This is a genomic window from Pseudomonas allii (assembly GCF_055380095.1).
Window position 1 is genome coordinate 5,816,723 of record NZ_AP039450.1, and the last position, 20,142, is coordinate 5,836,864.

The window sequence follows — 20,142 nt, forward strand, 5'->3', positions numbered from 1 at the left end:
CACAGGGTTACAGACCGCCTGTGGCGTTGAATCCCACCCCGAGTACCGTCAACACCGACAGCGGCAACAACAAGGTATCGAGCAGGGCACTGGCGGGCAGATCCACCCCAGGATAACTCGGCGCCTCGGCACCAAATCTGTCCTTGGCGCAGCAGCCGCCATTCATTGCATACAAATCCAAGCGCGTGCCGGCATACACCACCGGCGCACCCGGTTGCGCCGCGTCCAACGTCCGCGCGGTGGCGCAGCCCGTCAGTTGCAGCGCCAGCAGGACCAACAGCACCTTATTCATCGCTGCTCAAATGGTGCTCACCCCAACGCGGCAGCATGTCCTGGGGAATGTTCAGCAGGTTGAGGATGCGCGCCACCACAAAATCCACCAGGTCATCGATGGTCTGCGGTTGGTGATAGAAACCCGGCGAGGCCGGCAGGATCGTCACGCCCATGTTCGACAACTTGAGCATGTGTTCCAGGTGAATACTGGAGTAAGGCGCCTCACGGGGCACCAGGATCAACTGCCGGCGCTCCTTCAGCGTGACGTCCGCCGCCCGTTCGATCAGGTTGTTGCAGGCCCCCGTGGCAATCGCCGACAAAGTGCCGGTGGAACACGGCACCACAACCATCGCCGCCGGCGCACCGGAGCCAGACGCCACCGGCGACATCCAGTCCTCTTTACCGTAGACCTTGATCTGCCCCGCCGCCGCACCGGTGTATTCGGTGAGGAACGCCTGCATGGTCTGCACCTTGGGCGGCAGTGCCACGTCGGTCTCGGTGGCCATCACCAACTGCGCGGCCTTGGAGATCAGGAAGTGCACTTCGCGGTCTTCACGTACCAGACAGTCCAACAGTCGCAAGCCATAGGGCGCGCCAGATGCGCCGGTCATCGCCAGGGTGACGCGCTCCGGGCCGCTCATTTCAGCGCCTCGGCCAGCTTGCCATGCAGGCCACCAAAGCCGCCGTTGCTCATGACCACCACATGGGTACCCGGCTTGGCTTGATGCTTGACGTGCTCGATGATGCCTTCGATGGAGTCGCAGACGCTGGACGGCACCGTGCACAGGGCGGCAATCGCCGGCAGGTCCCAGCCGAGATTAGCCGGTGCGTACCAGACCACCTGGTCGGCATCGTTGACGCTTTCCGGCAGGCCGTCGCGGTGCGCGCCAAGCTTCATGGAGTTGGAGCGCGGCTCGACAATCGCAATGATCGGCGCATCGCCAACGCGCTTGCGCAGGCCATCCAGGGTGGTGGCAATCGCCGTGGGGTGGTGGGCAAAGTCGTCGTAGATGGTAATCCCATTCACATCGGCGACTTTTTCCATACGCCGCTTCACACTCTTGAACGCGCTCAATGCGGCAATGCCCATGGACGGCACCACGCCTACATGCCGCGCAGCCGCCAGGGTCACCAAGGCATTGGCGACGTTGTGCTGACCGGTCATGTCCCACTCGACGATGCCCTGGGCTTCACCTTCGAACAGCACTTCAAAGCGCGAACCATCTTCACTGAGTAACTTGACCTGCCACTGCCCGCCCGCGCCGGTGGTTTGTACCGGGGTCCAGCAGCCCATCTCGATCACGCGCTGCAAGGCCGGCTCAGTAGTGGGGTGGATCACCAGGCCTTCACTTGGAATAGTACGTACCAAGTGGTGGAACTGGCGCTCGATGGCCGCGAGGTCGGGGAAGATGTCGGCGTGATCGAACTCCAGGTTGTTCAGGATCGCGGTGCGCGGTCGGTAGTGAACGAACTTGGAACGCTTGTCGAAGAACGCGCTGTCGTATTCATCTGCCTCGATCACGAAGAACGGTGTGTCGCCCAGGCGCGCCGACACCGAGAAGTTCTGCGGCACACCGCCGATCAAAAAGCCCGGGCTCATGCCCGCATGTTCGAGCACCCAGGCCAGCATACTGCTGGTGGTGGTCTTGCCGTGGGTGCCGGCGACCGCCAATACCCAACGGCCTTGCAATACATGGTCGGCCAGCCACTGCGGGCCAGACACATAAGGCAAACCTTTATTGAGGACGTATTCGACCGCCGGGTTGCCACGGGACATGGCATTGCCGATCACCACGAGGTCCGGGACCGGGTCGAATTGCGCCGGGTCGTAGCCTTGGGTCAGTTCGATACCCTGGGCCTCGAGTTGCGTACTCATGGGCGGATAGACGTTGGCGTCGGAGCCCGTGACGTGATGGCCCAGTTCTTTGGCCAGAACCGCCATCGAGCCCATGAATGTGCCGCAAATACCGAGAATATGAATGTGCATAGTCGACCTCGTAAAACATCGAGGCAGGTTAGCGCAGGGGGGCGAAAATCGCACTCTTTAGCTGTCAGGTAGCGGCCCCGGAGGGCCGCCCGGGGACTCAGACGGTCGCCGTATCAGCTGTTGTTTCGACAGGTAACTCAGTGGCCTTGAGCACGATGAGTTTGCCGATGAACTTGTTCACCACCTCAAACCGCTTGTCCAGGCTGTCCAGCCGGCTGCTGTCGGTGCCGGTCGCAGCACCGGAAGAAGCGTCGTAAGGCCGGAAGATCATGTCGTTTTCCTCGCCGATCTTCTTCAATTCTTTTTCAGCAGCGTCATACAGCGCCTCCAGCGTAGCCAGTCGTTCACTCGAAGATCGCGCCCCGGCCTCCATCAACTTGAGGACCTTCGCATCCGTCCCCTCCCGTATTGCCATGATGCTGTTCGCCACGACTTCAATACGCAGTTCGGCGAGCGCCAATCGAGTGCCCACATTACTCTGCGTCGAAACACCACCTGCGGGCGTTGCCCCCTGAGTGCTGGGGGCCGGCTGGTGAACCGGTGGAAGCATGGGGGTCTGCGGGGCGAAATGGCCCTTGATCAGTTCCCCTGTCCAAGCGGAGCCCGCGTACGTTGCGATGCTGAGCGGAGTACTGACGAACCCGTTGATTCCCGCATTTACAAAGGCATCACGGGCAACAGTGCCGATTGTGGGGGTATTGGAAAACACTCCCGCCTTGTGCAGTCGGTCCGCAACCATCAGATTTTGCGTCACTTCAGCCAGGGTCTTGGGAGCAACATGGCTCTGGGAAGGAATCACATTGGCCACCGGCTGGCCGGTGATCTTTGGCAAAACACTCCTGAAGACACTTCCCGCAGACCTCGTCGGCGGCGTTGAGCTTGCAGGCGGGGTATTGGTGCGTGGCGGTGAGCCTCCAACGCTGAATCCCCGCGTCGGTGGTGATGACAGACGCCGTCTGAACGGGTTATTAAACAAACCCCTCTTCCGGCGGCTGTGTACGTCCTGCTCGTTTCGGGCTTCATCACTGGGAGAACTAATGGGCAGTGCAATGGGCTCTTTTGATAACTCGGTGGATGATTGTTCAGATTGCATAGGTGTTGATGGAGTCTGACCTGTTATACGCATAACCTTCACCCTGATAACTTCTGATACGGATGGTTGTTGAGACAGGCAAGGCCACATTGCATATTGGCCTTATCCTCTGCGTCTTGAAAAACCAGCCACCAGTTCCAGAAAACCAGTGCCGCGCAAACAAAGCCGAGCCCTCGGACGGTGAGTGATAACCGTGACTTACACGCCGCAGTTAATAAGCGACCGGCAACTAACACTCCTGGCGCAATTGACGCGCGATTCCGTACTTGCGCAACTTTCTATACAGCGTATTTCGACTGACACCCAATAAAACGGCCGTCTGGCTCATATGCCAGTGTTGCTGCGCCAAGGCGGCCAGCAACGCGCCACGTTCGGCGACTTCAAGCGATGACTCAGCCGATGGCAGGGTGTCGTTTACCTGTGTGGTCTGCGAATCCCGAACACGGGCGGGCACGTCTTCAAGACGAACAAGGCCGTCCGCACACAACGCAATCAACGTGCGCAGTACCATGCGCAGTTGTCGTACGTTGCCCGGCCAGGCGAAGACCAACAATACCCGGCGTGCAGCAGGATCAAGGGTGACCTGTTGCTCACCCGCCTCCTGGGCCAGCAGAAAATCCAGCAACTGGGATTTGTCCGCGCGATCACGCAGTGCCGGCAGGGGAATTTCCAGGCCATTGAGCCGGTAGTACAAGTCCTCGCGGAAGCTGCCGTCCTGCACACGCGCCAGCAGATTCCGGTGGGTGGCGCTGATAATTCGTACGTTTACCGCCTGGGGCTCACCGCCGAGCGGCACCACCAGTCGGTCCTCCAGCACTCTTAGCAGACGGGTTTGCAGCGCCAGGGGCATATCGCCGATTTCGTCGAGAAACAGGGTGCCGCCATCCGCTTGCTGCAACTTGCCTTGCATGCCCTCCTTGCGCGCACCGGTAAAGCTGCCGCCGCGATAGCCGAACAACTCACTTTCGATCAGGCTTTCCGGGATGGCGGCACAGTTGAGTGCCACAAACGCCTTGTCGGCCCGCTGGCTGGCCTGATGCACCGCCTTGGCAAAGGCCTCTTTGCCGGAACCGGTTTCGCCATTGATGAGCAACGGCACATCGCGCTCGAAAACCCGCAGCGCCTTGCTGAAGTCCTGTTGCAGGGCCGGATCGCCCAGGCAAATGCCGGGCAGGCGCGGCCGCTCCACCATCGCAGGTTTGGCGATGGGCGTGGGAATAGTGCGCACCTGACCGCGCAGCGCCGCGAACAAATGCCGCCCATCGCGGGTACGCAACGGCCAACTGGCGGTGGCATTGGCGCTGGCGCGGCCGAGCAACTGATCGAGGGCGCATTCGAAAAACGCCTCCACTGGCTGGCCCAGCAGGCTGCCACGCAACTGCCCCAACAGGTTCAGCGCACTTTGATTCACCGCGCAGATGCGCCCATCGCCATCGAATGCCAGCAATCCTTCACTGAACAGCCCCACCGATTCAGCCTGCAAGTGAAAGCGCAGCAACCAGTGGTTTTCAAAATGCCGCAGGAAGTAACAACTCTCGATCATCTTCGCCGACAGGTTGACCAGCGCCATGGTGTGGAATTGACTCTGGCGCGACACTGCTTCGCGCGCCGAAGACACATCCAGCACGGCCAGCAGATCGCCATGGGGATCGAACACCGGGCTCGCCGAACAGGTCAGCCCGGTATGCCGGCCACGGAAGTGTTCGTCACGATGAATGGTCAGGGATTGGCGCTCCACCAGGCAGGTGCCGATGCCATTGGTGCCTTCGCACGCTTCACTCCAATCGGCACCGAGCCACAGCCCGGCGCGTTCGAAGATCTTGCGCTCTGATGGCGCGGTGACACAGTTGAGGATCACGCCTCGCGCATCGGTCAGCAGCACCGCATGCCCGGCGCCGGAAAGCTGCTGGTGCAGGCTGTTCATCTCGCTGCCGGCGATGTGCAACACCTGTTGCAAACGCTCGCGGCTTTCCAGCAAACGGCCGTGTTCAAGCACGGTGGGGGCGATGGTTTGCGCAGGATCGAGGTGGTAGTCCTCCAGGCAGCGCAGCCAGGAGCGGGCGATGGAGGGATCGCTGGACGGGTCGCGGCCATGCGCCACGGTGAGCACTTGCTGGGCATGGCGACTGAAATGATCGTTGTGCATTTCTTATTATTCTCCCTGCGTGAGAACCCCCAGCATCCCCCAGCCACCCAGGCAATGCAATCCCGGGCCGACCCGCCGGTCACAGGCTGTACCGGTTATGGCACAAACTGTCACTCAGCCTGTATCAACCCTGCCACAGCAACGCCTTGCAACAATGCCCAACCCCTTGATTTAGCTGGCTCACACAGCAGTGGCCCAACCTTTGCTCTACGCTTATCAAGCGCTCGCTGCGCTGCGCTCCCAATAAACATAAAAGCCAGGAGATACCCACCATGCGTTACGCACACCCCGGTACTGAAGGCGCCATCGTTTCGTTCAAGGCCAAGTACGGCAACTACATCGGTGGCGAGTTCGTTGCGCCGGTCGATGGCAACTATTTCACCAACACTTCGCCGGTCAACGGCAAGCCCATCGCCGAATTCCCGCGCTCCACCGCCAAAGACATCGACAAAGCCCTGGACGCCGCCCACGCCGCCGCCGACGCCTGGGGCAAGACCTCGGCCCAGGACCGCTCGCTGGTCCTGCTGAAAATCGCCGACCGCATCGAACAGAACCTCGAACTGCTGGCCATCACCGAAACCTGGGACAACGGCAAGGCCGTGCGGGAAACCCTCAACGCCGACATCCCGCTGGCCGCCGACCACTTCCGCTACTTCGCGGGCTGCATCCGCGCCCAGGAAGGCACCAGCGCCGAAATCAACGAACACACTGCGTCCTATCACTTCCATGAACCGCTGGGCGTGGTCGGCCAGATCATCCCGTGGAACTTCCCGATCCTGATGGCTGCGTGGAAACTCGCGCCGGCCCTGGCGGCCGGTAACTGCGTGGTGCTCAAACCCGCCGAGCAGACCCCGCTGGGCATCACCGTGCTGCTGGAGGTGATCGGTGACCTGTTGCCACCTGGCGTGTTGAACGTGGTTCAAGGTTTCGGCAAAGAAGCTGGCGAAGCCCTGGCGACCAGCAAGCGCATCGCCAAGATTGCCTTCACCGGCTCCACGCCCGTGGGCGCGCACATCATGCATGCGGCGGCCGAGAACATCATTCCGTCTACGGTTGAGCTGGGCGGCAAGTCGCCGAACATCTTCTTCGCCGACATCATGAAAGCCGAACCGTCCTTTATTGAAAAGGCCGCCGAAGGCTTGGTGCTGGCGTTCTTCAACCAGGGTGAAGTGTGCACCTGCCCTTCCCGTGCGCTGGTGGAAGAGTCGATCTACGACGACTTCATGAAAGTGGTGATGAAGAAGATCGAATCGATCAAACGCGGCGACCCGTTGGACACCGACACCATGGTCGGCGCCCAGGCGTCCGAGCAGCAGTTCGACAAGATCCTGTCCTACCTGGAAATCGCCAAGGGCGAAGGCGCGCAACTGCTGACCGGCGGCAAGGTCGAGAAGCTCACCGGTGATATGGCTGGCGGCTATTACATCCAGCCGACCCTGCTCAAGGGCACCAACGAAATGCGCGTGTTCCAGGAAGAAATCTTCGGCCCAGTGGTGAGCATCACCACCTTCAAGGACGAAGCGGAAGCCCTGGCGATTGCCAACGACACCGAGTTCGGCCTGGGCGCCGGTGTGTGGACCCGCGACATCAACCGCGCCTACCGCATGGGTCGCGCGATCAAGGCGGGCCGCGTGTGGACCAACTGCTACCACCTGTACCCGGCCCATGCCGCGTTCGGGGGCTACAAGAAGTCCGGCGTGGGGCGTGAAACCCACAAGATGATGTTGGATCACTACCAGCAGACCAAGAACTTGCTGGTGAGTTACGACATTAATCCTCTTGGGTTCTTCTAACTGACAACCCGCTCTCACAGTTGAAATGCAATTAAAAATATGGGAGCGGGCTTGCTCGCGAAAGCGGTGTAACAGTCACTGATTTATTAACTGAGCCACCGCTTTCGCGAGCAAGCCCGCTCCCACAATTAGATCTTCATAAGTACTTGCGAAGTGCATTCGGCACACAGATGCCGAGTTAAAACAATAACAACGAAAGGTACTTTCCCATGCCTAGCGAACAGACTGGATCTTCTGTCGACTTCGAAAAAGTCGACTCCCAATACTTCCAACAACGCGAACTGAAAAAAGGCGCCGCCGGCTGGGTGCTGCTGGTCGGCCTTGGCGTTGCCTACGTAATCTCCGGCGACTACGCCGGCTGGAACTTCGGCCTGGCCCAGGGTGGCTGGGGCGGGATGTTCCTGGCCACATTGCTGATGGCCACCATGTACCTGTGCATGTGCTTTTCTTTGGCCGAGCTGTCTTCCATGATCCCCACCGCCGGTGGTGGCTACGGCTTCGCCCGCAGTGCATTCGGGCCGTGGGGTGGGTTCCTCACCGGCACCGCGATCCTGATCGAATACGCCATCGCCCCCGCCGCCATCGCTGTGTTTATCGGCGCGTATTGCGAGTCGCTGTTCGGCATTGGCGGCTGGATGATTTACCTGGCGTTCTACATCATCTTTATCGGCATCCACATCTTTGGGGTCGGCGAAGCCTTGAAGCTGATGTTCGTGATTACTGCCGTGGCTGCAATTGCCTTGGGTGTGTTCCTGGTGTCGATGGTGCCGCACTTCAGTGTCGCCAACCTGCTGGATATCCCGGTGACCGAGGCCAAGGGCGCCAGTACGTTCCTGCCGTTCGGCTATGTCGGTGTGTGGGCTGCCATTCCTTACGCCATCTGGTTTTTCCTGGCGGTAGAGGGCGTGCCGCTGGCTGCGGAAGAAACCAAAAACCCGAAACGCGACCTGCCACGCGGCCTGATCGGCGCCATTGTGGTGCTGACCAGTTTTGCCCTGCTGATCCTGGTGATCGCACCGGGCGGTGCCGGCACCTACGCGCTGATCAAATCCGGCAACCCGCTGGTTGAAGCGCTGGCGTTGTCCTACGGTGGTTCGACTTGGATGGGCAGTTTCGTCAATCTGGTGGGCCTGGCTGGGCTGATCGCGAGCTTTTTCTCGATTATCTACGCTTATTCGCGGCAAATCTTCGCGCTGTCCCGCGCCGGCTACCTGCCACGCAAATTGTCGCAAACCAACAAAAGCAAGGCGCCGGTACTGGCCCTGGTGATCCCCGGGATCATCGGTTTTGGCTTGTCGCTGACCGGCCAGGGTGACCTGCTGATCCTGGTGGCAGTGTTCGGTGCAACCATTTCCTACGTGCTGATGATGGCCGCGCACATCACCCTGCGCATCCGTCGCCCCAAAATGGACCGTCCGTACCGCACGCCGGGCGGCATCTTTACTTCGGGTGTTGCACTCGTGCTGGCCTGCGTGGCCGTGGTGGCGGGCTTTCTGGTGGATCCACGGGTGGTGATTGGCGCCGCGATCATCTATGGAGTATTAATTGCTTACTTTGCTTTCTACAGCCGGCATCACTTGGTAGCAGGCACGCCCGAAGAGGAATTCGCGGCGATCCAGGCCGCAGAGGCCGCCTTGCACTGATAGCCGTAAACCTCGACGCAGGCACGTGCCTGCGTCGCCCAGGAGACACTGTATGGCAAGTTTTTCCCACGCGGTGGGTGCACAGACCTACCGCTTCGACAACCTCAAGGACGTAATGGCCAAGGCCAGCCCCGCACGCTCCGGTGACTTTCTCGCCGGCGTCGCCGCACAGAACGACGGTGAACGCGTGGCGGCGCAGATGGCGTTGGCGAATATCCCGCTCAAACACTTCCTCGACGAAGTGCTGATCCCCTATGAAAACGATGAAGTCACCCGACTGATCATCGACACCCACGATAAACAGGCGTTTAGCGTGGTCAGCCACCTGACCGTCGGCGGCTTGCGCGACTGGCTGCTCAGCGACGCGGCCGATGAACATTCCCTACGCGCCCTGGCGCCAGGGCTGACACCGGAAATGGCCGCCGCCGTGTCGAAGATCATGCGTGTGCAAGACCTGGTGCTGGTGGCGCAGAAGATCCGCGTGGTCACGCAGTTTCGCGGCACCCTGGGCCTGCGCGGACGCTTGTCCACGCGGCTGCAGCCCAACCACCCTACGGACGAACCGGCCGGCATCGCCGCGAGCATTCTCGATGGCCTGCTGTACGGCAACGGCGACGCCATGATCGGCATCAATCCGGCCACCGACAGCATCGCCTCGATCTGCGCCATGCTGGAGATGCTCGACGCGATCATCCAACGTTATGAAATCCCCACCCAGGCCTGCGTGCTGACCCACGTCACCACCTCCATCGAGGCCATCAACCGTGGCGTACCGCTGGACCTGGTGTTCCAGTCGATTGCCGGCACCGAGGCAGCCAACGCGAGCTTCGGTATCAGCCTGAGCGTGCTGCAGGAAGGTTACGAAGCGGGCCTGAGCCTCAATCGCGGCACCTTGGGCCAGAATCTGATGTATTTCGAAACTGGCCAGGGCAGCGCCTTGTCAGCCAACGCGCACTTTGGCGTAGACCAGCAAACCTGCGAAACCCGTGCCTACGCGGTGGCACGACATTTCAAACCGTTTTTAGTGAATACCGTCGTAGGCTTTATCGGCCCCGAGTACCTGTACAACGGCAAGCAGATCATCCGCGCCGGCCTCGAAGATCACTTCTGCGGCAAGCTGCTCGGCGTGCCGATGGGTTGCGACATCTGCTACACCAACCACGCCGAAGCCGACCAGGACGACATGGACACCCTGCTGACCCTGCTGGGCGTGGCCGGGATCAACTTCATCATGGGCATCCCTGGCTCCGACGACATCATGCTCAACTACCAGACCACTTCGTTCCATGACGCCTTGTACGCCCGCCAGACCCTGGGGTTGAAACCGGCGCCGGAGTTTGAGCAGTGGCTGGCCAAGATGGGCATCTTCACGCAAGCCGACGGCAAGGTGCGCTTCGGCAACAGCCTGCCACCGGCGTTTCGCCAAGCCTTGGCGCAATTGGGATGAAGGAGCCGCCTGTGCAACTCGACCTGCCTGACAACCCGTGGCTGGAACTGCGTCGCCTGACGCCTGCGCGAATCGCCCTGGGCCGCACCGGCACCAGCATCCCCACTAGTGCGCAGTTGGATTTCCAGTTTGCCCACGCCCAGGCGCGGGATGCGGTACATCTGCCCTTCGACCATGCGGGCCTGCGCAGCCAGTTGGCCGAACGCGGGCGTGACAGCCTGTTGCTGCACAGCGCTGCCACTGACCGCCACCTGTACCTGCAACGCCCGGACCTGGGACGGCGCCTGAGCGATGAGTCGGCCCAGTTGCTGCGCGATCATGCATCAGCCAACCCCGGCGGAGTGGACTTGGCGGTGGTGGTCGCTGATGGCCTGTCGGCGCTGGCGGTGCATAAACACACCCTGCCGTTTCTGACGCGCCTGGAAGAACAGAGCAGCGCAGACGGTTGGTCCTTGTCGCCGGTCATTCTGGTGGAACAGGGCCGCGTGGCGGTGGCGGATGAAGTGGGCCAATTGCTCGGGGCGAAGATGACCGTCATTCTGATCGGCGAACGGCCGGGCCTCAGCTCGCCGGACAGCCTGGGCTTGTATTTCACCTACAACCCCAAGGTCGGCCTCACCGACGCCTATCGCAACTGCATCTCCAATGTGCGCCTGGAAGGCCTGAGCTACGGCATGGCCGCCCACCGCCTGCTTTACTTGATGCGAGAGGCGTGTCGTCGGCAACTGTCGGGGGTCAATCTCAAGGACGAGGCGCAGGTGCAGACCCTCGAATCGGATCATCCGGACCTGATGAAAGGCAATTTCCTGCTCAGTTCACCGGATGACTGATCGCTGCACGATTGCGCTTTTTCGCGCCATTAGGCAGCATCGAGTCACGGCCGCTTGTGTGGTCATCCCCCATTTGGAAGTTGAGGCCTGGCATGCGGATTACTCAAGCGACCCTGGAACACCTGGACCTGTTGACCCCGCTGTTCGTCAAATACCGTGAGTTCTACGGGGCGTTGCCGTTCCCGGATTCGTCGCGGGCCTTTCTGGAAAAGCGCCTGCGCCGCAAGGAGTCGGTGATCTACCTTGCCCTGGCGGATGATGATGACAAGAAGCTGCTGGGGTTTTGCCAGCTGTATCCAAGTTTTTCATCACTGTCGCTCAAGCGGGTGTGGATCCTCAATGACATCTATGTGGCTGAAGACGCCCGCCGGCAACTGGTGGCGGACAACCTGATGCGCACGGCGAAGAAAATGGCCAAGGAGACCCACGCAGTGCGACTGCGCGTGTCGACCAGCAGTGACAACGAAGTGGCGCAGAAGACCTATGAGTCTATTGGGTTTCGCGAAGACACGGAGTTCAAGAACTACGTGTTGCCGATCAGTGAGGATTGATCGCGGTAGCCCAAACACCTCAAATCTACTGTGGGAGGGGGCTTTGCCCGATAGCAGTGTGCCAGTCAGCCAATTTGTAACTGGCGCTGCCTCATCGGGGGCAAGCCCCCTCCCACATTTAGCCCTGCAGCGCTTGCAAGCCCGAGTACCACGACATCCTTCGCTACAAAACCAACACGCTTTTCACCTCTCAATCCGTATAATGCGGACCTTTCAGGGTTGTAAGAAATGCGGCATACACTTGTAGCCTTATTACCCGAGCTTCCGCACAGGCCTGCTGAGCCGGGCCATCCACACAGGTGCCATCCATGGATTTCAACCCGCTCGACCTTATCCTGCATCTCGACGTCTACCTCGACCTGCTGGTAACCAATTACGGTCCGTGGATCTACGCCATTCTGTTCCTGGTCATCTTTTGCGAAACCGGCCTGGTGGTCATGCCATTCCTGCCGGGTGATTCGTTGCTGTTCATCGCTGGCGCAGTCGCTGCGGGCGGCGGCATGGACCCGGTGCTGTTGGCCGGCCTGCTGATGCTGGCGGCGATCCTCGGCGACAGCACCAACTATGTGATCGGGCGAACGGCCGGGGAGCGCTTGTTCAGCAACCCGAACTCGAAGATCTTCCGTCGCGACTACCTGCAAAAAACCCACGACTTCTACGACAAGCACGGCGGCAAAACCGTGACATTGGCGCGCTTCCTGCCGATCTTGCGTACCTTCGCGCCGTTCGTGGCCGGCATCGCGAAAATGCCCTACCCGCGCTTCTTCGGTTTCAGCGTATTCGGCACCATCCTCTGGGTCGGCGGCCTGGTGACCCTGGGCTACTTCTTCGGCAACGTGCCGTTCATCAAGAAAAACCTGTCGCTGCTGGTGGTGTTCATCATCCTGCTCTCGCTGGTGCCGATGATCATTGGTGTGTTCCGCAGCCGGTTTGGCCGCGCGTCCTCCGAAGCCAAGCCGCAGTAACCTGCGATGTGGTCCCTCAGCGCCTGGCGTCGCCGGCGCTTGCTGGCCAAGCACCCGATTGCCGATGACACCTGGCAACGGGTGCGCCACCACCTGACTTTCCTCGACGGCATCAGCGCCGAGCAGGACCAGTGGCTGCGTGAAGCCTGCGTGCTGTTCCTCGCCGAAAAACACCTGACCGCCCTGCCCGGCGTCGAACTGCACCAGGAACAACGCCTGCTGCTCGCCGCCCAGGCGCAACTGCCGCTGATGAACCTGGGCGACCTCGACTGGTACCAGGGTTTCCACGAAATCGTGCTGTACCCCGACGACTTCCTCAGCCCCCAGCGCCACCGCGACAGCAGCGGCGTCGAACACGAGTGGGACGGCGAACACAGCGGCGAAGCCTGGCAACAAGGCCCGGTGATCCTGGCCTGGCCTGGCGTGCTGGCCAGCGGTCAGTGGGAAGGCTACAACCTGGTGATCCACGAACTGGCCCACAAGCTCGACATGCTCAACGGCGACGCCAACGGCCTGCCACCGCTGCACCACGACATGCGCGTGCAGGAATGGGCCAGCGTGATGCAGAGCGCCTACGACGACCTCAACCGCCAACTCGATGCCAACCCGGACGCCGAGACCGAGATCGATCCCTACGCCGCCGAAAACCCCGCTGAATTCTTTGCCGTCACCAGCGAATATTTTTTCAGCGCCCCGGATTTACTGGTCAGCCGTTATCCACAGGTGTACGCCCAACTCAGCCGCTTTTATCGCCAGGATCCCCTGGCCCGCCTCACCCAACTGCAAGCCAGCGACCCGCGCTATCAGCCACAGGGCGAATGACCGTACGACGTCTGGCGCATGGCATCGGCGTCAGAATGTGCCTATAATCGCCGCCACTTTTAGGCCAATCCGGCCATGTTTCATGGCCAATTAACGGGGGCAACGCCCAATGAGCTACAGCAAGATTCCGGCTGGCAAAGACCTGCCGAACGACATCTACGTCGCCATCGAGATTCCGGCCAACCACGCGCCGATCAAATACGAAATCGACAAAGACAGCGACTGCCTGTTCGTTGACCGTTTCATGGCCACCCCGATGTTCTACCCGGCCAACTACGGTTTTATCCCCAACACCCTGGCCGACGACGGTGACCCCCTCGACGTGCTGGTGGTAACCCCTTACCCGGTGACCCCAGGTTCGGTTATCCGTGCTCGTCCAGTCGGCATCCTGAACATGACCGACGACGGCGGCGGCGACGCCAAAGTGATCGCGGTTCCACACGACAAGCTGTCCCAGCTGTACGTGGACGTGAAGGAATACACCGACCTGCCGCCCCTGTTGCTGGAGCAGATCAAACACTTCTTCGAGAACTACAAAGACCTCGAAAAAGGCAAATGGGTGAAGATCGACGGTTGGGGCAACGCAGACGCCGCCCGCGCCGAGATCCTGAAGTCGGTTGCTGCCTACAAAGGCTGATACCCGCTCCTCATTGCCTCGGCAATTGAAAAAGCCCCGATCATTCGGGGCTTTTTTTGTGGGAAAAATTAAACGACAAGTTCAATAATTTATAAACAGCGTTTAACCGCCATCTAATTCCGAAGTAACAGGCTACAACTAAGCAAAGACCTACATGCGCAACTCAACGCATAGTTTATTTGATCTATTTTCCCGGTCAGTAAGCTCTGTGTTTATGAATACATCAGGTGATCGTTTAAAAGCGCTACTTCGGGAAGTTCATCTTTCCGCCTCCGACTTCGCCAAGAACCGCGGTGTCACGCCCCAGCACGTGAACAACTGGTTCAAGCGTGGTGTACCCATGGGCCGACTCAACGAGATCGCAGAACTGCTGTGTATCTCCAGCCGTTGGCTGCGCACCGGCGAAGGCCCCAAACACCCACCGGCCAACTTCCTGCTGGATGGCCCGAGCTCACGAAAAGGACTGCCCACCACCCGCGAAGCCAGCGGCAAATACCTCACAGGCCCCGCCTGTATCCCGGAAAAAACCGACGTGGAGATCGACCTCCACCCCTCATTCACCTCCACCGAGCGCATCCGCATCTCCTTGCATACCCTCCAAGCCCTGACCGTAAACCCCGACCGCGCCCTGGGTGCCTACATGGTCGACAACAGCATGATCGACATCATCCAGCAAGGCGCCACCCTCGCCATCGACCGAGGCCGCACCCAAATCATCGACGGCGAAATCTACGCGGTAGAACACGACGGCATGCTGCGCATCAAGTACCTCTACAACCGACCCGGCGGTGGGTTGCGCATGCGCAGCCACAATGCCGGCGAGCACCCCGACGAATACCTCACCTACGAGCAGCGCTTCGAGCAGAACTTCCAGATTGTGGGCTGGGTATTCTGGTGGTCCACCCTGAATAACCGCCGCCCGCCCGTGCCGCTGGATGCGCATTTATTGGGCTGGGAAGGCTCTAAATCGGATCCGGAGGTGGGCAACTGAGGTGAATGTGGGTATCATGCGGCCCACATTTGGCAAGGGGTGGCTTTGCGCTACCCACCTTGCCTGGCGAAGCGGAGGAGTTCCCGCGGATGCCCCTACTATTCAGCCAGACGTGATGTGGGCTGAGCGATTTGAAGGCTGGTGAGGCTTGTCAAAAACAAGCTGAGGCAGTCCCCGAGAAGCCGGCCACAAGCCGGCTTTTTAATGCCCGTGAAAATCCCAAGTCAATTGTCCAACAAGCTGCTGGACAATTGAATGACCAAAAGCGGGCGGCTTACAGTCCGATTCGCCACCCTCTTTTCCATCTCCATCAAATACATCACCGCCCTCTGCGGCGTACCCAGTGGCTCCCCAAGCACCCTCGACGCAGCTACCATTGTCTCCTATGAGTTGACGGTATTACCGGTTTCACCCAATTTATCCCCTACTGCCCACCCATTAATCTGTGCCCATGTTGAACACAACGCCCAACCAACCTGAACAAAAAAAGGATTCAACCATGAGCACTGCAACCTACAACCGCTTAAACAAAGACGACGCCGTAGTCCTGCTGGTCGACCACCAGACCGGCCTGATTTCCCTGGTGCAGGACTTCTCGCCCAACGAGTTCAAGAACAACGTGCTCGCCCTCGCGGACCTGGCCAAGTTCTTCAACCTGCCGACCATCCTCACCACCAGCTTCGAACAAGGCCCCAATGGCCCGTTGGTGCCGGAACTGAAAGAGATGTTCCCGGACGCGCCGTACATCGCCCGCCCTGGCCAGATCAATGCCTGGGACAACGAAGACTTCGTCAAGGCGATCAAGGCCACCGGTCGCAAGCAGATCATCATTGCCGGCGTGGTCACCGATGTGTGCGTAGCGTTCCCGACCTTGTCGGCGCTGGCGGAAGGGTTTGATGTGTTTGTGGTGACCGATGCGTCGGGCACGTTCAACACCACGGTGCAGCAGGCGGCGTGGAGCCGGATGACGCAAGCCGGGGCACAGATGATGAACTGGTTCTCGGTGGCCTGTGAGCTGCACCGCGACTGGCGCAACGATATCGAAGGCCTGGGGAATCTGTTGTCCCAGCGTATTCCCAACTATCGCAACTTGATGAATGGTTATGCGGCGCTGACGGCCCATCAGAAGTAAATCAACTGAACCTCGCCATAAGCCTGCCCTAAGAAGCAGGCTTTTGTTGCTGTGCGCCGACCACAGGGTACTTATCGCCAGTTCTACCTAAAGACCCTGCAAGGGCTGACTCTTAAACCGGTACCCCGACCAACATTTGTCCGGCTACACGGTCCAGCACTGCAAATGCCTCTTCACGCTTTTCAACAGACATTCCAGCAATATTGCGTAGCTTCCATTGCACCGCAGGTAGCTTATCAATACCGTCCAGGGCCAGCAGCGCCCAATCAGGCTTTGCACGCTTAAGTGAAAGCAAAAAAGCAGCATCTTGCGCACAAAACTGCTGCCGTATCGCCTCAAGCAACCCATGCCGGGTACTCTCCAACTGTTCAAGCGTGACAGGCTCACGGGTCATGCCGGCAAACTCCGCTTGGAATATGCCCGCGAGCGGTTTCCACCGTGGCGCGAGCAGCTCGCTCATCGGCCTCCGATGACTGATCAAGTACACCAGAAAACCCTCGAAGATTTTCCGCGTCAGCCCCTCCTCGCGGAGCATCAGCATCACGTCGAAAAGATCCCGGGGATGCTGCCGATCCAGCGCAGCGCAAATCTTGCCACCATACAAATCGGGCAACGAGACCACAGGGATAGAAGCGAACCCGAATTGATCTTCAACCAACGCCACGACATCACGCTCTTGCGGCGCATGAACAGTGCCCCGCATCACGGGCGAAACTTCGATCTTGATTTGAGCAAACGGGCTGCGTACCAGCACTCGCAGCTCATCGTCTCGATTTGTTTGGACCGTCGCACCGACGTGAGGTAAGCCTTGCCCAACCGCATCCGCAATGCGTTGGAGTGCCAGACGGACATCGCCTAATGCCTGCTGGCGATCAGAACTGGGCAGATACGCCAGGTCGATGTCCACCGACAGACGAGGGAGATCACGTATGAACAGATTGATGGCCGTCCCCCCTTTCAGGGCAAAACACCGCTCTGCCGCTACGTGAGGGATGACCTGGACCAACAATCGAACCTGAGCGGCATAACGAGCATCAAGCGCCACTGGCAAAACTCTCCGGCACGGTGATTAGAAACTCTTTATCGAGTCGACCACCCCGGATGAGTTGGCGCTTACCTTTACCTAGATCGATGCTGGAAAGATCTATTCGCTCATACCACACGTGCCGCGCGTTTCGCGCCAGCAGGAGGAAAACACGTTTGACGCGAATCGAGTTGCACGCTTCAAGCAACCTCTGCAGGCGCCTGGGGCTCAGTGAGCCCAAACCGCTGAACACATCAGCGACATGACTGAAGAGCATCTCGTCGGCGGCTTGATGAATAAGCTCGAGTACGGCGCGTTCCGGGGTTGCGATTTTTAACTCAAATCGGCTGTAAGGGACTTGGAAAACTTGTAACGCCATATCTTCCATTTCCGCGAAGAGTCCACCGGGATAGAAGTTCACGTCAACGTCCCAAGGGTACTTGCGGAACCAGCCCGCAAGCACAGCGCCCGGTGCTCCGAACAGATCGACAGCCTGCTTTCCAAAGGCGAGATAATGGCTGTAGCCGAGCAAACTCAACGCCGTCGCGCCGCCCGGCCAAATATGTACCGATGCATTTTGCTGCAAAGCGAATACCCCGCCCTGCCAATCCAGGTCATCGCCGCAGCGTTTCCACGCGCCATGGCCCACCCGCTCGACCCAACCACTGCGCTGATACTTTTGGATCAGGCTGGGGCCGACGCCATGGCTATGCAGCCAGGCCTGCGTAGCAATTGAACCCGGTGTCCAAGCAGCCAGCACACGGTTTATTTTCATGATAAATAAACACCTATAAGGCTATATTTTTCATAAATACTAAACCATTCTTGAAATGATTTCTGCGACAAACCATAGATAAACAATCGTCTCCTTTGAGTTGACGGTATTACCTATTCCAGCCGATTTATCCCCCGCAGCCCACCCATTAATCTGTGCCCATGTTGAACGCAACGCCCAACCAACCTGAACAAAAAAAGGATTCAACCATGAGCACTGCAACCTACAACCGCTTGAACAAAGACGACGCCGTAGTCCTGCTGGTCGACCACCAGACCGGCCTGATTTCCCTGGTGCAGGACTTCTCGCCCAACGAGTTCAAGAACAACGTGCTCGCCCTCGCGGACCTGGCCAAGTTCTTCAACCTGCCGACCATCCTCACCACCAGCTTCGAACAAGGCCCCAATGGCCCGCTGGTGCCGGAACTGAAAGAGATGTTCCCGGACGCGCCGTACATCGCCCGCCCAGGCCAGATCAACGCGTGGGACAACGAAGACTTCGTCAAGGCGATCAAGGCCACCGGTCGCAAGCAGATCATCATTGCCGGCGTGGTCACCGATGTGTGCGTAGCGTTCCCGACCTTGTCGGCGCTGGCGGAAGGGTTTGATGTGTTTGTGGTGACCGATGCGTCGGGCACGTTCAACACCACGGTGCAGCAGGCGGCGTGGAGCCGGATGACGCAAGCCGGGGCACAGATGATGAACTGGTTCTCGGTGGCCTGTGAGCTGCACCGCGACTGGCGCAACGATATCGAAGGCCTGGGGAATCTGTTGTCCCAGCGTATTCCCAACTATCGCAACTTGATGAATGGTTATGCGGCGCTGACGGCGCGTAAGGACTAATTCAACCGCTGCACACACTAAGCCTGCCTTGAAACGCAGGCTTTTTTGGTTAACTAGCAATGCGCCATTAGCACACTCGCCCTAATTGAGACGGCACCGCCTCACCACTAAAGTCCTTCGCTTATTTCGAGTCTCAAGGAAGGACGCTATTGAATACCTTAACCAAAATCGGGCGCTGCCTGGCACTGCTGCCCGTCTTGCTGATCAGCACAACGTCGGTATTGGCCGATGAAGAAACACCGATCGGCGACTGGTCGATCATCTACGGCAGCGGCCGCGCCCATAAAAACGTGATGTATGCGGCCGACCGTACCTCCGTGGTGCCCTCGAACCACAACAAGGGTGCGAAGCTAGTGGCCGTCACGGTGGTGTATGAAGAACCGGGCAAGCCCATGATCGACGTGTACAACATCGAAGTGCAGTGCTCCACGCGCAAGCTGCGCTTTCTTAACGGGCAGTCGGTTGCGCCATTTTCCTACACCCTCACGCACTTGAAGGTCTCCAACACGTGGCAGACGCCAAAGGAGTTCTGGCTCGACCGCACGCTCGCGTATGTCTGCGAACCGGGCAAGAGCAAGGACACCATCGCCATGGGCAAGATGACCCACCTGCAGATGATCCAGACCACCAAGGCCATGTTCGAGCAGTTGGGGCCGACTCAGGAGAAGAGCCAGATGATCGATGACCTCGACGACATGCTGGGCAACAAGCGCTGAGCAACACTCACCTACAAGAAGGATTCACGATGCCTACATGGACAAGGCTGTTGCTGGCTGGGCTTTTGTTGCCCTCCGTGCTGTTTATCAACGGGTGCCACCTGATTGCACAATCGCGCTGGGAAGGCCGGGACGTGCAAGAGGCGTTGGATTTATTCGGCAAGCCCGACTCGATGAAGAAGCAGAATGCGCCCAATGGCGACACGCAGGTGGTGATGACCTGGCACAAATCCTCTTCATGGACGACCACTGAAGCCGCCGGGACCTCAATGAATCACACCGGGAACGGGATGGTGTACACGGAGTATTACCAGCAGGTCGGGCACAGTTCGGATTGCAAGCTGGAAGCTACGGTGGATAAGACGAAGAAGATCGTGCTGTTCAGGATTGAGGATGGCCGAATCCTGCATGGCAAGTGCCTGAATGTGCCATTTGTGCCGGGGTATATACCGCCGGGGTTTTGAGGCTATCAGTC

General features: G+C 59.3%; 20 protein-coding genes. 13 read left to right on the plus strand and 7 right to left on the minus strand.

Features of this window, described 5'->3' with window-relative positions:
- Positions 1-7: 7 nt before the first annotated feature.
- From ACZ445_RS26640 to ACZ445_RS26660, 5 genes are all read right to left on the minus strand, one after another.
- Positions 8-292, minus strand: a complete 285-nt coding sequence (locus ACZ445_RS26640) for a YceK/YidQ family lipoprotein (RefSeq protein ID WP_179030276.1) — start codon at positions 290-292, stop codon at positions 8-10.
- Entirely contained in the window at positions 285-914 is a 630-nt protein-coding gene (ubiX, locus tag ACZ445_RS26645) for a flavin prenyltransferase UbiX (protein WP_028618086.1), read from the minus strand. The genes ACZ445_RS26640 and ubiX overlap by 8 nt, the downstream gene beginning before the upstream one ends.
- On the minus strand, positions 911-2,260 hold the full coding sequence (mpl, locus tag ACZ445_RS26650; protein WP_058424610.1) for a UDP-N-acetylmuramate:L-alanyl-gamma-D-glutamyl-meso-diaminopimelate ligase: 1,350 nt from the start codon (positions 2,258-2,260) through the stop codon (positions 911-913). The genes ubiX and mpl overlap by 4 nt, the downstream gene beginning before the upstream one ends.
- Positions 2,261-2,357: 97 nt before the next feature.
- Complete coding sequence (locus ACZ445_RS26655) at positions 2,358-3,092, minus strand: hypothetical protein (protein WP_310863803.1); 735 nt, start codon at positions 3,090-3,092, stop codon at positions 2,358-2,360.
- A gap of 490 nt (positions 3,093-3,582) precedes the next feature.
- Positions 3,583-5,499, minus strand: coding sequence for a sigma-54-dependent Fis family transcriptional regulator (locus tag ACZ445_RS26660; protein WP_464707769.1), 1,917 nt, complete (start codon positions 5,497-5,499; stop codon positions 3,583-3,585).
- A gap of 272 nt (positions 5,500-5,771) precedes the next feature.
- On the opposite strand from ACZ445_RS26660, the gene exaC reads away from it, so the two are divergent.
- The 10 genes from exaC to ycaC (ACZ445_RS26710) all read left to right on the plus strand — a co-directional run bounded on the left by exaC (position 5,772) and on the right by ycaC (ACZ445_RS26710) (position 16,310).
- On the plus strand, positions 5,772-7,292 hold the full coding sequence (gene exaC, locus ACZ445_RS26665; RefSeq protein ID WP_058424608.1) for an acetaldehyde dehydrogenase ExaC: 1,521 nt from the start codon (positions 5,772-5,774) through the stop codon (positions 7,290-7,292).
- Positions 7,293-7,501: 209 nt separating this feature from the next.
- On the plus strand, positions 7,502-8,935 hold the full coding sequence (eat, locus tag ACZ445_RS26670) for an ethanolamine permease (RefSeq protein WP_058424607.1): 1,434 nt from the start codon (positions 7,502-7,504) through the stop codon (positions 8,933-8,935).
- Positions 8,936-8,987: 52 nt separating this feature from the next.
- Positions 8,988-10,382 carry an ethanolamine ammonia-lyase subunit EutB gene (locus ACZ445_RS26675; protein WP_058424606.1) on the plus strand — a complete coding sequence of 465 codons (1,395 nt, stop codon included), beginning with the start codon at positions 8,988-8,990 and terminating at the stop codon, positions 10,380-10,382.
- On the plus strand, positions 10,379-11,212 hold the full coding sequence (gene eutC, locus ACZ445_RS26680; protein WP_058424605.1) for an ethanolamine ammonia-lyase subunit EutC: 834 nt from the start codon (positions 10,379-10,381) through the stop codon (positions 11,210-11,212). Before ACZ445_RS26675 ends, eutC begins: the two co-directional genes overlap by 4 nt.
- Positions 11,213-11,304: 92 nt before the next feature.
- Entirely contained in the window at positions 11,305-11,763 is a 459-nt protein-coding gene (locus ACZ445_RS26685) for a GNAT family N-acetyltransferase (protein ID WP_017735604.1), read from the plus strand.
- A 308-nt stretch (positions 11,764-12,071) separates the two neighbouring features.
- Positions 12,072-12,728, plus strand: coding sequence for a DedA family protein (locus ACZ445_RS26690; protein WP_058424604.1), 657 nt, complete (start codon positions 12,072-12,074; stop codon positions 12,726-12,728).
- A 6-nt stretch (positions 12,729-12,734) separates the two neighbouring features.
- Positions 12,735-13,550 (plus strand): M90 family metallopeptidase, encoded by an 816-nt coding sequence (locus ACZ445_RS26695; RefSeq protein ID WP_058424603.1) that lies wholly within the window; start codon positions 12,735-12,737, stop codon positions 13,548-13,550.
- Between the two features lie 109 nt (positions 13,551-13,659).
- Entirely contained in the window at positions 13,660-14,187 is a 528-nt protein-coding gene (ppa, locus tag ACZ445_RS26700) for an inorganic diphosphatase (protein ID WP_003219382.1), read from the plus strand.
- A 214-nt stretch (positions 14,188-14,401) separates the two neighbouring features.
- Positions 14,402-15,178, plus strand: a complete 777-nt coding sequence (locus tag ACZ445_RS26705) for a LexA family transcriptional regulator (RefSeq protein WP_081049254.1) — start codon at positions 14,402-14,404, stop codon at positions 15,176-15,178.
- A gap of 499 nt (positions 15,179-15,677) precedes the next feature.
- Entirely contained in the window at positions 15,678-16,310 is a 633-nt protein-coding gene (ycaC, locus tag ACZ445_RS26710; protein WP_024077632.1) for an isochorismate family cysteine hydrolase YcaC, read from the plus strand.
- Positions 16,311-16,422: 112 nt separating this feature from the next.
- On the opposite strand, the gene ACZ445_RS26715 is transcribed toward ycaC (ACZ445_RS26710), so the two are convergent.
- Together ACZ445_RS26715 and ACZ445_RS26720 are read right to left on the minus strand one after the other, a co-directional pair.
- Positions 16,423-17,355: a nucleotidyl transferase AbiEii/AbiGii toxin family protein gene (locus ACZ445_RS26715; protein WP_310863807.1), complete on the minus strand. Its 933-nt coding sequence runs from the start codon at positions 17,353-17,355 to the stop codon at positions 16,423-16,425.
- Positions 17,345-18,109, minus strand: coding sequence for a type IV toxin-antitoxin system AbiEi family antitoxin (locus ACZ445_RS26720; protein ID WP_058427820.1), 765 nt, complete (start codon positions 18,107-18,109; stop codon positions 17,345-17,347). The genes ACZ445_RS26715 and ACZ445_RS26720 overlap by 11 nt, the downstream gene beginning before the upstream one ends.
- A gap of 209 nt (positions 18,110-18,318) precedes the next feature.
- Between ACZ445_RS26720 and ycaC (ACZ445_RS26725) the strand changes: the two genes are divergently transcribed.
- The 3 genes from ycaC (ACZ445_RS26725) to ACZ445_RS26735 all read left to right on the plus strand — a co-directional run bounded on the left by ycaC (ACZ445_RS26725) (position 18,319) and on the right by ACZ445_RS26735 (position 20,131).
- Entirely contained in the window at positions 18,319-18,951 is a 633-nt protein-coding gene (gene ycaC / locus ACZ445_RS26725) for an isochorismate family cysteine hydrolase YcaC (RefSeq protein WP_179030165.1), read from the plus strand.
- Between the two features lie 149 nt (positions 18,952-19,100).
- On the plus strand, positions 19,101-19,667 hold the full coding sequence (locus ACZ445_RS26730) for a hypothetical protein (RefSeq protein ID WP_179030166.1): 567 nt from the start codon (positions 19,101-19,103) through the stop codon (positions 19,665-19,667).
- Between the two features lie 29 nt (positions 19,668-19,696).
- Entirely contained in the window at positions 19,697-20,131 is a 435-nt protein-coding gene (locus tag ACZ445_RS26735) for a hypothetical protein (RefSeq protein WP_058424599.1), read from the plus strand.
- The last annotated feature ends 11 nt before the right edge of the window (positions 20,132-20,142 follow it).

Coding starts and splice junctions, on each gene's coding strand:
- mpl (WP_058424610.1), bottom strand. CDS start 2,260: ATGCACATTCATATTCTCGGTATTTGCGGCACATTCATGGGCTCGATG.
- ACZ445_RS26675 (WP_058424606.1), top strand. CDS start 8,988: ATGGCAAGTTTTTCCCACGCGGTGGGTGCACAGACCTACCGCTTCGAC.
- eat (WP_058424607.1), top strand. CDS start 7,502: ATGCCTAGCGAACAGACTGGATCTTCTGTCGACTTCGAAAAAGTCGAC.
- ACZ445_RS26720 (WP_058427820.1), bottom strand. CDS start 18,109: ATGAAAATAAACCGTGTGCTGGCTGCTTGGACACCGGGTTCAATTGCT.
- ACZ445_RS26660 (WP_464707769.1), bottom strand. CDS start 5,499: ATGCACAACGATCATTTCAGTCGCCATGCCCAGCAAGTGCTCACCGTG.
- ycaC (WP_179030165.1), top strand. CDS start 18,319: ATGAGCACTGCAACCTACAACCGCTTGAACAAAGACGACGCCGTAGTC.
- ACZ445_RS26735 (WP_058424599.1), top strand. CDS start 19,697: ATGCCTACATGGACAAGGCTGTTGCTGGCTGGGCTTTTGTTGCCCTCC.
- eutC (WP_058424605.1), top strand. CDS start 10,379: ATGAAGGAGCCGCCTGTGCAACTCGACCTGCCTGACAACCCGTGGCTG.
- ppa (WP_003219382.1), top strand. CDS start 13,660: ATGAGCTACAGCAAGATTCCGGCTGGCAAAGACCTGCCGAACGACATC.
- exaC (WP_058424608.1), top strand. CDS start 5,772: ATGCGTTACGCACACCCCGGTACTGAAGGCGCCATCGTTTCGTTCAAG.
- ACZ445_RS26705 (WP_081049254.1), top strand. CDS start 14,402: ATGAATACATCAGGTGATCGTTTAAAAGCGCTACTTCGGGAAGTTCAT.
- ACZ445_RS26690 (WP_058424604.1), top strand. CDS start 12,072: ATGGATTTCAACCCGCTCGACCTTATCCTGCATCTCGACGTCTACCTC.
- ACZ445_RS26695 (WP_058424603.1), top strand. CDS start 12,735: ATGTGGTCCCTCAGCGCCTGGCGTCGCCGGCGCTTGCTGGCCAAGCAC.
- ycaC (WP_024077632.1), top strand. CDS start 15,678: ATGAGCACTGCAACCTACAACCGCTTAAACAAAGACGACGCCGTAGTC.
- ubiX (WP_028618086.1), bottom strand. CDS start 914: ATGAGCGGCCCGGAGCGCGTCACCCTGGCGATGACCGGCGCATCTGGC.
- ACZ445_RS26640 (WP_179030276.1), bottom strand. CDS start 292: ATGAATAAGGTGCTGTTGGTCCTGCTGGCGCTGCAACTGACGGGCTGC.
- ACZ445_RS26685 (WP_017735604.1), top strand. CDS start 11,305: ATGCGGATTACTCAAGCGACCCTGGAACACCTGGACCTGTTGACCCCG.